Origin of the sequence: Rhodovastum atsumiense, from assembly GCF_937425535.1 — a bacterium.
In the GTDB taxonomy this organism is placed as follows: domain Bacteria; phylum Pseudomonadota; class Alphaproteobacteria; order Acetobacterales; family Acetobacteraceae; genus Rhodovastum; species Rhodovastum atsumiense.
On record NZ_OW485601.1, the window covers coordinates 4,031,244 to 4,043,810 of the forward strand.

A 12,567-nucleotide genomic window follows, 5' to 3' on the forward strand; every position below is an offset into this window, starting at 1 on the left:
CCCGCTACGGCGCCCCAAGCTGCCCGGCGTATTCCTTCGCGATCCAGTCGATGAACACCCGCACCCGCAGGCTGAGCTGCCGGCTGCGCGGATACAGCACGTAGACCGAGGTCGGCGAAGGTGGTGTCTCTGGCAGGCATTCCACCAGCGTGCCGTCGCCGAGGGACGGCTCGACCGAATAGCGGGGCACCTGGATCAGCCCCAGCCCCTGGCGTGCGGCGGCGATGTAGGTGTCGGCGCCGTTCACCGACAGCACCGAGGGCAGCATCACCGTCCGGCGCACGCCCTTCACCATGAATTCCAGCGGCAGCACGCCCCCGGTCGCCGAGGAGCGGAAGCCGATCATTCGATGTCCCTCCAGCGCGTTCCAGCGCCGCGGCCGGCCGAAGCGGGCCACGTAGCCGGCCGAGGCGACCGTTGCTTCCGGCACGGTGGCGAGGCGCCGCGCGACCAGGTCGCTGTCCTTCGGCTCGCTTGCGCGCAGCACGCAGTCGATGCCTTCGCGCACCAGGTCGACCAGGCGGTCGCCTTCGCTCATGGAGAGTTCGATGTCGGGATAGGCGGCGAAGAAGCGGGGCAGGCTGGGCACGATGAAGCGGCGGGCCTGGCTGCCCTGCACGTCGACGCGCAGCAGGCCGCGCGGCCGGGCGCCGCTGAAGGCGCTCTCGGCGTCCTCGATGTCGTCCAGGATCGACAGGCAGCGCCGGTAATAGGCTTCCCCGTCCGGCGTCGCCCGCACATGCCGCGTCGTCCGCTGCAGCAGCCGCACCCCGAGCCGCGCCTCCAGCCGCTTCACCGCGTCGGTCGCCGTCGAGGCGGGCAGGTCGAGATCCTCGGCCGCGCGGATGAAGCTGCCGCGCTCCACCACCCGCGTGAACAGGCGCATGGCGTCGATCCGATCCATTCTTCGCGAAATCCGGACAGTGATCCTGAATCATGGCCGATTATGCGCGCATGGGAAAGGGCCACCTTTGCCCCGTCCGGAGCGACCGGACCTGCACGGGAGAGAGCGAGCATGACGACGAATGGCACGAAGATCGCCCTGGTGACCGGTGCCAGCCGTGGGTTGGGACGCAACATGGCGATTGCGCTGGCGCGCAAGGGCGTGGACGTGATCGGCACCTATCACAGCAACGGCGCGGAGGCCGATGCCACGGCGGCGGCGATTGCCGCGCTCGGGCGCAAGGCGGTGATGCTCCGGCTCGACACCGGCGACACCGGTGGCTTCGCTGCTTTCGCGGCGGCGCTGCAGCAGGCGCTGGCGGATGGCTGGAACCGCGCGAATTTCGATTTCCTGGTGAACAACGCGGGCTTCGGCCTCAATGTGCCCTTCGCCGAGACCACCGAAGCCGATTTCGACCGGCTGATGGCGGTCCATTTCAAGGGCGTGTTCTTCCTGACCCAAACGTTGCTGCCGCTGCTCGCCGATGGCGGGCGCATCGTGAATATCTCCAGCGGGCTCGCACGCTTCAGCCTGCCGGGCTACGCCGCCTATGCGGCGATGAAGGGCGCGATCGAGGTGCTGACGCGCTATCTGGCGAAGGAACTGGGCCCACGCGGCATCGCCGTCAACACCATTGCTCCCGGCGCGATCGAGACCGATTTCGGCGGCGGCGCGGTGCGCGACAACCAGCAGGTCAACGCCTTCATCGCCGGCGTGACCGCGCTCGGGCGGGCCGGTCTGCCCGACGACATCGGCCCCGCCGTCGCGACGCTGCTGAGCGAGGATAATCGCTGGATCAACGCCCAGCGCATCGAGGTGTCCGGCGGCATGTTCGTCTAGGCAGGGGCGAGGGCGGGAAGATGCCACCGGCTGGTCGGGCTTCAGCCGTCCGGCGTCGCGCCACCCGCCACCGCATCCCAGTCGCCGGCCTTGTCCATCCCCGCGCGTGGCAGGCTCGCGCCGATGGTGAAATGGACCGGTCGCTCCGCCGCGGCGAAGCGTTGCCGGCACCACGCATCGAGTTGCCCGGGCAGCAGGGCCGCATCAACCCCTTCCACCGGCACCACGAACGCCTTGAGGCGTGGCTCCGGCAGGGTGGTGTCCAGCCGCACCGCGCAATCCGCCACGGCGGGATGCGTGCGCAACTGCCCGGCGACCCGCGCTGGGTGGACGTTGACGCCGCCCACCTGCACGGCCTCGTCGCGCCGCCCCCGCAGCACCAGCCCGTCATCGGGCGTCCAGCTCACGTCATCGACGAGCGGCCAGGGGCGACCGGTCGCCCTCTCGACCAGGGCGGCCGCTCCGGCCGTTCGGTCGGCGCGCCAGCGCGGCAGCAGGCGGAACGGCGCGTCCGGGGCGGTGCGCCAGCCGATGCCGGCGGTTTCCGAACTGCCATAGACCTGCATCACCTCGGCGGCCCCGGCGGCCAGCAGCGCCGCGTGCAGATCCTCCGGCAACGGCGCGGTCGAGCTGACGATCCGCAATCCCGCCGGCAGCGCCGGCACCTCGGCGAGCAGACGTCGCAACGCGGTCGGGAATGCCACCACCAGGTCGTCGGCGTGCAGCGCCTGCCGCAACGGCCCCGGCGCCATGGCGCGGGCATCCAGCACCGGCCAGCCGGCCTGCTCCGGCAGCAGCACGGTGAAGAGGAAGCCGTAGATGTGATGCGACGGCACGGACTGGACGATACGGCGCCGGTCCGCAAAGGCCGCGTGCCAGTGCGCCGTTTCCGCCATCAACGTCGTCCAGGGCTGCGGACAGGATTTCGGCAGGCCGGTGCTGCCGGAGGTGAGGAAGGTCACGCCACCCGTGCCGGCCGCCAGTGCCGCGGCAACGATGTCCGCCCATTCCCCGAGCGTCTTCCGCTCCAGCAGCATTGCCTCGATGCCAGCCTCGTGCAGGCGAAACAGGCCGTTCACGGCCGCCGCCAGTGCCATCGTCTCCAGGCTGTCGAGGCCCAGCTCGGCGACGAAGTCGATTTGCCCGGGCCAGCCCGCCACCTGCTGCGCAGACAGGCCGCGCCGCGAGATCTGCCACAGCTCGGCCGCCAGCAGCGAGCGCAGCACGCGCAGGATGGCATGGCGCGGGAGCACGGGGGGCGCAGCTTCCGCCATTGCCGGTTTCTCCAATAATTTTCGACAAAACCTGACCCTGAACGCACGGGGGTGTGCGTTAATTTTGCGCAACGATACTAGCAGAAGCCATCGATTCCATGCATCTGGAGAAATCATTCGAAGATGCCAAGTTTTGCTGATTCGCAATTGCACGACTGGTTGCACGCCAGTTCCACGCAGGCCATCGACGCCCTTCCGTTTGGCGTCGTCGGCATGGTGCCGGATGGCATCGTGGCCATCTACAACAAGGCGGAATCCAGCATCGCCGGGCTGACGCCGGATCGGGTCATCGGACGCCATTTCTTTTCGTCGGTCGCGCCTTGCACCAACAATCACATGGTTGCGGGACGTTTTGATTCAGAGCCGGAAATCGATGACACCATTGATTACGTCTTCACCCTGCGCATGCGCAGCACGCCGGTGCGGCTGCGCCTGTTGAAGCATCCTGGCTGCCAGTACATGTACCTGGCCGTGGAACGGCGCTAAGGGCCGGAATGGCGATTTTTCTGCCTTCGCCGCAGTCATGGGGAGCAGACCACTGACATTCCCTCCCTTCGATGACGCACGGCTCCTGGACTGGCTGCAGGAGGCCGATGGCGACAAGGCCGATCGATTGCCGTTCGGCATCATCGCCATGGACCATGACGGTTACGTCGAGCTGTACAATGCCTACGAGGCAAAGGCGTCCGGCTTCACCCGAGAGCGGGCCATCGGCCGGAACTTCTTCCGGACATTCGGGCGTTGCACGAACAACCCGCTGGTTGCGGGACGGCTGCTGGGGAATGCCGACATCGATGATACCATCCATCATACCTTCACCTTCCGCATGAAGGTGGTCCCGGTGCGCCTGCGCCTGCTCAAGCGGCTGCCGCTGGCGCGGATGGCGCTGGCCGTGGACCAGGGGGCGTGATGATCGATTGCGATCACTCATCCGACCTGGAGATCCTGACCGACTTCCTCTACGTCGTGCCGATCGGCCTGATGCGGTTCCGGCTGGATGGCGAGGTCGAGCTGGTCAACCCGATGGTGGCGCAGATGCTGATGCCGCTGCTGCCGGACGGCGACCTGTCGAATGTCTACGCGTCCCTGGGGCGCTTCGTGCCGAACCTGGACAGGCGGCTGAGCGAGTTTCCCTTCAACCACGGCATCGTCATGCACCAGGAGCGCTACCATGCGGTGATGGAGCCCCATCGCGTGGTGCTTTCGGTCACCATCCATCGCGTCGACCAGACCGCCTGGATCGCCGTCATCGAGGACGTGACGGCGCAGGCCGAGCAGGAGCGGCAGCTCGCCGAGACCAAGGCGGATCTTACCTGGCGTCGTTACTTCGATCCCTTGACCCGCCTGCCCAACCGCAGCCAGCTGGAACTCAGGCTGGCCGAGTCCGGCCGGCAGGAAGGCGAACGGCCGACGCTGGTCTTCATCGACATCGCCGGCGTGCGGGCCATCATGGAAATGAGGGGCTACACCGCGGGCGACCGGCTGCTGGTCGAAATCGCTGACCGGTTGCGCAAGGTCGCGGGCGAGTCCAATTTCGTCGCGCGTCTCGGCGGGACAAACTTCGTCATCCTGTGCCGATGGCTCGGCAACGAGGCGCTGAAGGACCTGGAATACAGGATCCAGGAGGCGATCGCCGCCCCGTTCCGGATCGAACACGAGAACTGCGTCGTCTCCGCCAACGTCGCCATCGCGCCGGTTGACCAGCCGGCCGGCTTCGATCTGATGAAGGCTGCCGGAAAGGCCATGCACGAGCTGCGGCAGCGGCACGAGAGCGAGGAAAATGCCGAACGCCATCGGCAAAAGATGGAATCGCTCGGCCGCATGATGGGTGGGGTCGCCCATGAGATCAACAATATGCTGCAGCCTATCGGCGTGCTCGCCGAGGAGCTGATCATCAGCAACCTGGTCAGGGAGGCGGGGCGTCAGCATCTCGATGTCATGCTGGAGTGCACGGAAAAGACGAAGGAGATCATCGCCGGCCTGCTCGCGTTCTCCAGGCCGGGGGTGCGCGAGGTCGAGGTGGTGGAGCCCGCCGAGGTGCTCGCTGACAGCCTGCGCCTCGCGCGCCAGGCCATTCCGGTCAACGTGTTCGTACGGACGGAGGTGGCCGGGGTCGTGCCGCGCATTGCCGTCAACCGCACGGCCTTCTCGCAGATCATCCTCAACCTGCTGACGAACGCAGCGGCCGCGATGGGGTACCGGGGCAGCGTGAGGGTCACGCTGAACGAGCATCTGGTTGTGGAATCCGGTCACGCCAGGATAGTGCGGCGGCCCCGCTACGTGCGCCTGCGAGTGATCGACACCGGGTGCGGCATGAACCGGGAGACGCTTGACCGGGTCTTCGAGCCCTTCTTCACCACCAAGCCCATCGGCCAGGGGACCGGCCTCGGCCTGCCGGTCGTGTACGGCCTGGTGCAGGAAATGCGCGGGATCATCACGCTGCTGAGCGAGCCGGGGCAGGGAACGACGGTGACGATCCTGATCCCCGTTCACGAGGACGCCCCGGACCGCGTGGGGGCGGACAGGACGGCTCTTGCGGGCGTCACCGCGCGGCCCGTGTTGCAGGAAGCCATTTCCGATGATGGACAGTGAGCATGGCGTCGATTCTGCTGATTGAAGACGTGCCGGCAGTTCTGTTGTCGCTGCGGCTGATCCTGCAGGGCAAGGGCCATCAGGTCACCGACGCCACCAACGGTGCGGAGGCGGTCGAACTGCTGCGCGTCACCCGGTTCGACCTGGTCATCACCGACATCTGGATGGCGGGGGCCAGCGGGGTGGACGTGATCCGCGAAGGCAGGCGCCACTCGCCGCCCACGCGCTTCCTGGGGATCACCGGCGGCAACCCCAACGTGTCCGGGCAGGTGGAAGAGCCGCATCCCGACCGGTACGGCGCCGATTTGCTGCTGCGCAAACCCTTCAAGCGGGAGGCGCTGCTCTCGGCCGTCGAGCAGTTGCTGCGGCCATCGTGACCGAACGCCCGGGCATGGGGCCCGCCACAGGCCGGATCAATGCCCCATCGGGGCGGCCCCTCCCAGCCTGACCTTGCGCAGCGTCAGCGCCAGCGGCACCGCGGCGAGCGAGATCAGCGTGAGCACCCAGAACACGTCCATGTAGGCAAGCAGCGAGACCTGGGCCTGCACCTGGCGGCCGATCCACGCCGCCGCCTGCTGCTGCGCCAGGCCCGGCGGGCTGCCCTGGGCGGTGAACCAGCCGACGAGGTGCTGCAGCGTGTCCTGGTAGGCCACCCCGGAGGGCACCACGTGCTCGACCAGCCGGCTCTGGTGGAACTGCTCGCGATGGGCGAGGATGTTGGACGCCAGCGAGATGCCAATCGAGCCGCCGGTGTTGCGCGCCGCGTTGATCAGCGCCGAGGCTTGGTCGGTCCTGGCCGGCGGGATGCCGTCGTAGGAGGCCGCGGTGATCGAGAGGAAGATCAGCGGCAGCCCCACGCCGGTCAGCATCCGTGCATGCGCGAGAAACCAGAAGTCGAGGCCCTCGTACACGTTGGTCATCTGGTGCATCGAGGCTGCGATCACCAGGGCGCCCGCCATGATCATGAATTTGGGCTGGACCCTGGTCGAGAGCCGGGCGACGACGAACATCATCGCCATGGTCACCAGCCCGCCGGGCGAGAGCATCAGCCCGGCCCAGGTGGCGGTGTAGCCGAAATCCGCCTGCACCAGTTGCGGCAGGAACTGCGTGGTCGCCATCAGGATGGCGCCGGTCGCCAGCATCACCAGGAAGCAGGCCCCGAACTGCCGGCTTGCCACCATGCGCAGATCCACCGCGGGATTGCGGCGGGTCATCTCCCACGGGATCATCAGCACGAAGGCCAGTGCGCACACCGTCGCCGCCGCCACGATGAACGAGGAAGCGAACCAGTCATCCTCCAGCCCGCGGTCGAGCACCACCTCCAGCGCGCCGAGGAAGGTCGCGACCAGTGCGAAGCCGATCCAGTCGAACGCCTCGCCGCGCCGGTGCCGGCGTTGCTCCGCCTCGGCCGGGGCATCGTGCAGCAGTGATCCGATCAGCACGAAGGTCAGCGCGCCCACCGGGCCGTTGATGAGAAAGCACCAGTGCCAGGAAATGTTGTCGGACAGCCAGCCGCCGAGCGTCGGCCCGACCACGGGGGCGACCACCACCGCCACGCCGAACAGCGCGAAGCCCTGCCCACGCTTCTCCGGCGGAAAGGAATCCGCGAGGATCGACTGTGCCACCGGGACCATGCCGCCGCCGCCCAGCCCCTGCAGCACGCGCAGCAGCAGCAGGGCTTCCAGGTTCGGGGCGAAGCCGCACAACACCGAGCTGATGGTAAAAAGCGCAAGGCAGATCAGGAAGAAGGTCTTGCGCCCGAGCCGCCGCGCCAGGAAGCTGCTGGCGGTGAGGATGATGGCGTTGGAAACGAGATAGGTCGTCACCACCCAGGACGCGTCGTCCTGGCTGACGCCCATGCCGCCGGCGATATAGGGCAGCGCGACATTGGCGATGGTGGTGTCCAGCACTTCCATGAAGGACGCCAGCGCCACCAGCACCGCGATCAGCCATGGATTGGCGGCGTGGCGCGGCGCGGGGCTCACAGCCGGCTCCGCAGCCGCTCATACAGCGAGGGCGTGGGATCGATCCGCACCTCTGGCACCACCGACATGCCGGGACCGAGTGCCACGTCGGTCGGCGGGTTGTCCATCACCACCTTCACCGGCACGCGCTGGACGATCTTGACGTAGTTGCCGGTGGCGTTTTCCGCGGGCAGCAGCGAAAACGCGGTGCCGGAGCCGGACTGCACGCTCGCGACATGGCCGCTGATCCGGCGTTCCGGATAGGCATCGATGCGCAGGGTCACGGCCTGGCCGGGGCGCATGGCATCAAGCTGGGTTTCCTTGAAGTTCGCCGTGACCCAGACCTCGTCCGGCACGAACATCGACAGGCTCGCCCCCGCCTGCGCGTACTGCCCGACGGCGGCGGAGAGATTGACCACGCGGCCGGGCTGGCTGGCGGTGACCGTCGTGTAGGACAGATTGAGCGTTGCCTGGTCGCGTTGTGCCGCCGCCTGCGCGAGGTTCGCCTCGGCGCTGGCCCGCTGCGCCTTGAGCGCGGCCAACTGGCGGGTGGCGGCGGCCACCGCCGCCTGGGCGGTCTTCAGCGCTGCCTGCTGCTGGCGAAGCTGGGAGGCGTATTGCTGCGCGCTCTGCACGGAGGCGGCGCCGTTATGGGCGGCGAGGTAGTCATAGCGTGCCGCCTGCTGCTGTGCGAACACCAGCCCGGCCTCGGTCTGTTCCAGTTGCGCCGCGGACTGCGCGACCTGGGCCTGCTGCACGGCGGTTTGCGCGTCGATATTGCGGATGCTGGCCTCGGCCGCGTCCACCTGTGCCTGCGCCTGGGCGAGCGCCACGCGATAATCGCGGTCATCGATCCGCGCGATCACCGCGCCGGCCGCGACGTGCTGGTTGTCGGTGACCGGAACGGCAGTGATGTAGCCTGCAACTTTCGGGGCAAGCGCGAACTGCCGCGCGGCGATGAAGGCGTCATCGGTGGTTTCGAAGCGTCGCGCCGCATCCCAGTACAGATACCCGCCGGCCGCGAGCGGCACCAGGGCCAGCAGCGCGGCGCCGACCGCCAGCGCATGGCGGGGCATGCCACGGGGGGCGGCCGGGCGTGGCCGGGCCGCGCGGCGTGCCGGGTCCGGCCGGTCATTTGCGGGCAGGAGTGCGGGCTCCTGGTCGATCTCGTCGAGGGTCATGGGGCGCCCTGATTTGTTAGGCTCCATACAGAATAAGTTAGGCGCCTAACAAAGTCAATGCCGGCGCAACGACGAGAGGGAGGCATGCCGGCCGCCGGCTGCCGAAACTGCAGGCCGGTATTGACGGCATTATTGTTAGGGGCCATACAAAATGGTTATTGCCGTTTGGAACGATTGCAGGCCATGAAGTCGCATATCCCGCACCAGCTTCCCCCGGAACCGCCGCCCGCGGTCATGGCGGCCATCCGCGAGCGCATCCCGGCTTCGCTCGTGGAGGTGCTCGGGTTGGTCTTCGCATTGCGCACCACCGCCCGGCAGGTGGACAATCTGCTCACCGACTGGATGGCCGGCACGGCCGGCTCGACGTCGCGCTTCCAGATCATGGCCCTGCTGTGGGCCGCCAAGGGGAGGGCCGTTCCCCACAAGGAAATCGTCGCGACCCTGGAGGTGACCCGTGCCACGGTTTCCGGACTGATGGCGGGGCTGGAACGCGACGGGCTCGTGAAGTCGGCCGTTGCCCGCGACGACCGGCGGAACCTGCTGGCGACGTTGACCGCGAAGGGCCGTGCGATCTTCGAAAAGGCGTTTGAAACTAACCTCGCCCGGATGAGTGCGATCTTCGCATCGTTTCCCCCTGATGAGCTGGTGAGCGCCACGGAGCATCTGCAGCGCATCCGCCAGGTCTTCGCCAGCGCGAACCTGAAAGAGTCGGAAACGGATCGCCCGGCCAGACGGCGGGGGAGCGGTCAGGGCACGACATGATCACCCCCGGCGGCGCAGCGTATCCACCAGCGGGCTGACGGCGGGCGATGACGCGCTGCAGCCGCACTGTCGTCGCAGTTGAAGAGCGCCGCGCCATCACGGCGTTGTTGCGGTGGGAATGAAACGACGCGCCGACCGGATCTGGACGCGATAGGCGGATTGCCATCGCCCATCACAGTGGCTTCGGTTACGCCGCCCGGCAGTTCAGAAGGGGGCGAGCGGAACAGGGAGCCCTCCGGACGCACCTGTCGCACCGCATGTTCCGTCCTACATCTCCTGTGCCATCCCAGGAGCGGCCCCATGGACCTCATTGTCAACGAAACGGCCCACCGGATCGAGGCGGAGGCCGACACGCCCCTGCTGTGGGTGATCCGTGATGAGCTTGGCCTGACCGGGACGAAATATGGCTGTGGCCTGGCGCAATGCGGCGCCTGCACGGTTCTGGTCGATGGCGTGGCGGTCCGTTCCTGCGTGACGCCGGTCGGCAGCGTGGCGGGCCGCGCCGTCACCACCATCGAGGCGATCGAGCGGGACGAGGTCGGCCGCCGCGTCGTCGATGCCTGGGTCCGCCACCAGGTGCCGCAATGCGGCTATTGCCAGTCCGGCCAGGTCATGGCGGCGACGGCGCTGCTGAAGCACGTGCCGAAACCGGCCGAAGCGAACATCGCGGCGGCGATGACCAATCTTTGCCGCTGCGGCACCTACAACGCCATCGCGGCCGCCGTGGCCGACGTGGCGCAGGGTTGAGGAGGACACTGCGATGGATGGCATGATCCCTCCTGCCGGCGAAACCTTGTCCGAAGGCCGGCCGGTCAATCTGTCCCGCCGCGGGCTGCTGGGTGGCCTGGTGCTCGGCGTGGCCTTGCCGGGCCTGGCCGTGCGCGGCCGGGCGGCCGCAGCGCAGGCGGCGGCCCGGCCGGTGTCCGCCTTCCTGGAAATCCGGCCCGATGGCGCCGTGATCCTGCAAAGCCCCTTCAACGAGGGCGGGCAGGGCGTCTTCACCGCCATGGCCCAGATCGTCGGCGAGGAACTGGATTCCGATCCGGCGCGCTTCATCGTGCAGAACGCGCCGGCGAACCCGGTCTACCAGGTGATGAGCAACGGCATGCGCATCACCGGCGGCAGCATGTCCGTACGCATGAGCTATGCGGCGATGCGCGGCATCGGCGCCGCGGCGCGGGCGATGCTGCTGCAGGCGGCCGCCACCCGGCTTGGCGTGCCGGTCGGTGACCTCACCACGGAAAACGGGCAGGTGCGTCACGCCGCCTCCGGCCGCAGCCTCGCCTACGGGGCGCTGGCGGCCGAGGCCGCCGCCCTGCCGGTACCGGTGGATGTCCCGCTGAAGTCGCCGGGGGAATTCCGCTGGATCGGCAAGCCGCTGGCCCGGCTGGACGTGCACGAGAAATCCACCGGACGTGCCGTCTACAGCATCGACATCACGGTCGAGGGCATGCTGCAGGCCGCGGTGCGGCATGCGCGGCGGCTCGGTCAGGAGCCGGGCGCCATCGCCAACGAGGTCGCGGTGCGGGCGATGCCGGGCGTGCATTCCATCCATCGCCTGCCGGGCGCGGTGGCGGTGGTGGCCGATCGCTGGTGGCGGGCGCGCCGGGCCGTCGAGGCACTGCAGGTGGCGTGGCAGGAACCGGCTGTCGCATCCCCCCGCGCCATGCCTGCCGATTTTTCCAGCGAGGGCCTGCGCGCCACCCTGGCCGCCCTGCCTGGCCCCGGCATCACCGCCGAGGAAAAGGGCGACGTGGCCGCGGCGCTGCGCGGCGCCAGCCGCATGGTGGAGGCGACCTATGACGCGCCGTTCCTCGCGCATGGCCAGTTGGAGCCGCCCTCGGCCACCGCGCGCTGGAACCCCGACGGCACGCTCGACCTGTGGTTGCCCAACCAGGCGCCGGAGATGTTCCAGCGCGTCGCCGCCACGGCGGCCGGCATCGCGCCGGAGCAGGTGCGGATCCATTCGCCGCTGCTGGGCGGCTTCTTCGGCCGGCACTTCCTGTACGAGATGGCCAATCCCTTCCCCCAGGCCATCCAACTGGCGAAGGCGGTCGGCCGGCCGGTCAAGGTGATCTGGAGCCGCGAGGAGGAATTCCTGCGCGATGCCGTGCGGCCGATGGGCGTCGTGCGCTTCCGCGCCGGGCTCGATGCCAGTGGCATGCCGGTGGCGATCGAGGCGCTGGCCCGCGGCGAGGGCCCGCTCGGGCGGGTGTTCGGGCGCCGCCCGGATGCCGCCGATCCGTCCGTCGTCGAGGGCATGTCCGGCAAGCCCTACGCCATCGCGCACCGCCGCGTTGCCGATGTGCGGCACGAATATCCGGTCGTCATCGGCTTCTGGCGCTCGGTCGGCCATTCCATGAACGACTTCTTCTACGAAAGCTTCCTCGACGAGATCGCCGATGCCGGCGGGAAGGATCCGTTCGCGCTGCGCCGCGCCCTGCTCGCGGACAGTCCCCGCCATCGCAACCTTCTCGATGCCGTCGCCGATCTTTCCGGCGGCTGGAAGCGCGGGCCTTTCACCGCACCCGATGGCTCGCGCCGCGCGCGGGGCGTGGCCATGGCCTCACCCTTCGGGAGCGAGGTGGCGACCATCGCCGAGGTCTCCCTCGCCGATGGCCAGGTGCGGGTGCATGACGTCTGGGTGGCGATCGATCCCGGCAGCATCGTCAATCCCGCGATCATCGAGGCACAGGTGCAGTCGGCCGTTGCCATCGGCCTGTCCTCGGCCCTGCTGGAGGAAGTGGTCTACGAGCACGGCATGCCGCGCGCGCGCAACTATGACGGCTACCCGATCCTGCCGCCGGGCCGCATGCCGCGCGTACACACGCGGATCATCGAGAGCGGCGCCGCGATGGGCGGCATCGGCGAACCCGGCGTGCCCGGCGTGCCGCCGGCGGTGGCCAATGCCGTGGCGGTGCTGACCGGAAGGCGCCTGCGCAGCCTGCCGCTGTCGAAGGCCCGGTTCGGCGATCAGGCATAAGCTTCGACTTCCTCCAGGGATGGCTGAC

General features: G+C 68.6%; 12 protein-coding genes. 8 read left to right on the top strand and 4 right to left on the bottom strand.

The annotated features are described in order from the left end of the window. Nucleotides 1-4: 4 nt before the first annotated feature. On the bottom strand, nucleotides 5-904 hold the full coding sequence (locus NBY65_RS18310) for a LysR family transcriptional regulator (protein WP_150041734.1): 900 nt from the start codon (nucleotides 902-904) through the stop codon (nucleotides 5-7). Nucleotides 905-1,015: 111 nt separating this feature from the next. Here NBY65_RS18310 and NBY65_RS18315 point away from each other — a divergent pair, with 111 nt between their 5' ends. After that, on the top strand, nucleotides 1,016-1,783 hold the full coding sequence (locus NBY65_RS18315) for an SDR family NAD(P)-dependent oxidoreductase (protein WP_150041733.1): 768 nt from the start codon (nucleotides 1,016-1,018) through the stop codon (nucleotides 1,781-1,783). Between the two features lie 41 nt (nucleotides 1,784-1,824). Here NBY65_RS18315 and NBY65_RS18320 read toward each other — a convergent pair whose 3' ends face one another. After that, nucleotides 1,825-3,057: an AMP-binding protein gene (locus tag NBY65_RS18320; RefSeq protein ID WP_150041732.1), complete on the bottom strand. Its 1,233-nt coding sequence runs from the start codon at nucleotides 3,055-3,057 to the stop codon at nucleotides 1,825-1,827. 123 nt (nucleotides 3,058-3,180) lie between these two features. Between NBY65_RS18320 and NBY65_RS18325 the strand changes: the two genes are divergently transcribed. Genes NBY65_RS18325 through NBY65_RS18340 form a run of 4 tightly spaced genes read left to right on the top strand, consistent with a single transcriptional unit; the run spans nucleotide 3,181 to nucleotide 6,026 of the window. After that, entirely contained in the window at nucleotides 3,181-3,543 is a 363-nt protein-coding gene (locus NBY65_RS18325) for a phosphonate transporter (protein WP_150041731.1), read from the top strand. Between the two features lie 37 nt (nucleotides 3,544-3,580). Continuing rightward, on the top strand, nucleotides 3,581-3,967 hold the full coding sequence (locus NBY65_RS18330; protein WP_150041730.1) for a PAS domain-containing protein: 387 nt from the start codon (nucleotides 3,581-3,583) through the stop codon (nucleotides 3,965-3,967). Beyond that, on the top strand, nucleotides 3,967-5,649 hold the full coding sequence (locus NBY65_RS18335; RefSeq protein ID WP_150041729.1) for an ATP-binding protein: 1,683 nt from the start codon (nucleotides 3,967-3,969) through the stop codon (nucleotides 5,647-5,649). The genes NBY65_RS18330 and NBY65_RS18335 overlap by 1 nt, the downstream gene beginning before the upstream one ends. Before the next feature lie 2 nt (nucleotides 5,650-5,651). Further along, nucleotides 5,652-6,026 carry a response regulator gene (locus tag NBY65_RS18340; protein WP_150041728.1) on the top strand — a complete coding sequence of 125 codons (375 nt, stop codon included), beginning with the start codon at nucleotides 5,652-5,654 and terminating at the stop codon, nucleotides 6,024-6,026. Nucleotides 6,027-6,062: 36 nt separating this feature from the next. Here the strand turns inward: NBY65_RS18340 and NBY65_RS18345 are convergent, their stop codons facing one another. Together NBY65_RS18345 and NBY65_RS18350 are read right to left on the bottom strand one after the other, a co-directional pair. After that, the gene (locus NBY65_RS18345; RefSeq protein WP_203330532.1) at nucleotides 6,063-7,634 is read right to left on the bottom strand and encodes a DHA2 family efflux MFS transporter permease subunit; all 1,572 of its coding nucleotides are present in this window, start codon (nucleotides 7,632-7,634) and stop codon (nucleotides 6,063-6,065) included. After that, nucleotides 7,631-8,794 carry an HlyD family secretion protein gene (locus tag NBY65_RS18350; RefSeq protein ID WP_203330531.1) on the bottom strand — a complete coding sequence of 388 codons (1,164 nt, stop codon included), beginning with the start codon at nucleotides 8,792-8,794 and terminating at the stop codon, nucleotides 7,631-7,633. Before NBY65_RS18350 ends, NBY65_RS18345 begins: the two co-directional genes overlap by 4 nt. Before the next feature lie 183 nt (nucleotides 8,795-8,977). Between NBY65_RS18350 and NBY65_RS18355 the strand changes: the two genes are divergently transcribed. From NBY65_RS18355 to NBY65_RS18365, 3 genes are all read left to right on the top strand, one after another. Next, a complete protein-coding gene (locus NBY65_RS18355) occupies nucleotides 8,978-9,556 on the top strand; it encodes a MarR family winged helix-turn-helix transcriptional regulator (RefSeq protein ID WP_150041726.1) in 579 nt (192 codons plus the stop codon). Nucleotides 9,557-9,856: 300 nt separating this feature from the next. Further along, a complete protein-coding gene (locus tag NBY65_RS18360; protein ID WP_150041725.1) occupies nucleotides 9,857-10,303 on the top strand; it encodes a (2Fe-2S)-binding protein in 447 nt (148 codons plus the stop codon). Between the two features lie 13 nt (nucleotides 10,304-10,316). Then, nucleotides 10,317-12,539 (top strand): xanthine dehydrogenase family protein molybdopterin-binding subunit, encoded by a 2,223-nt coding sequence (locus NBY65_RS18365; protein WP_150041724.1) that lies wholly within the window; start codon nucleotides 10,317-10,319, stop codon nucleotides 12,537-12,539. The last annotated feature ends 28 nt before the right edge of the window (nucleotides 12,540-12,567 follow it).

Coding starts and splice junctions, on each gene's coding strand:
- NBY65_RS18360 (WP_150041725.1), top strand. CDS start 9,857: ATGGACCTCATTGTCAACGAAACGGCCCACCGGATCGAGGCGGAGGCC.
- NBY65_RS18320 (WP_150041732.1), bottom strand. CDS start 3,057: ATGGCGGAAGCTGCGCCCCCCGTGCTCCCGCGCCATGCCATCCTGCGC.
- NBY65_RS18315 (WP_150041733.1), top strand. CDS start 1,016: ATGACGACGAATGGCACGAAGATCGCCCTGGTGACCGGTGCCAGCCGT.
- NBY65_RS18350 (WP_203330531.1), bottom strand. CDS start 8,794: ATGACCCTCGACGAGATCGACCAGGAGCCCGCACTCCTGCCCGCAAAT.
- NBY65_RS18365 (WP_150041724.1), top strand. CDS start 10,317: ATGGATGGCATGATCCCTCCTGCCGGCGAAACCTTGTCCGAAGGCCGG.
- NBY65_RS18325 (WP_150041731.1), top strand. CDS start 3,181: ATGCCAAGTTTTGCTGATTCGCAATTGCACGACTGGTTGCACGCCAGT.
- NBY65_RS18355 (WP_150041726.1), top strand. CDS start 8,978: ATGAAGTCGCATATCCCGCACCAGCTTCCCCCGGAACCGCCGCCCGCG.
- NBY65_RS18330 (WP_150041730.1), top strand. CDS start 3,581: ATGGGGAGCAGACCACTGACATTCCCTCCCTTCGATGACGCACGGCTC.
- NBY65_RS18340 (WP_150041728.1), top strand. CDS start 5,652: ATGGCGTCGATTCTGCTGATTGAAGACGTGCCGGCAGTTCTGTTGTCG.
- NBY65_RS18335 (WP_150041729.1), top strand. CDS start 3,967: ATGATCGATTGCGATCACTCATCCGACCTGGAGATCCTGACCGACTTC.
- NBY65_RS18310 (WP_150041734.1), bottom strand. CDS start 904: ATGGATCGGATCGACGCCATGCGCCTGTTCACGCGGGTGGTGGAGCGC.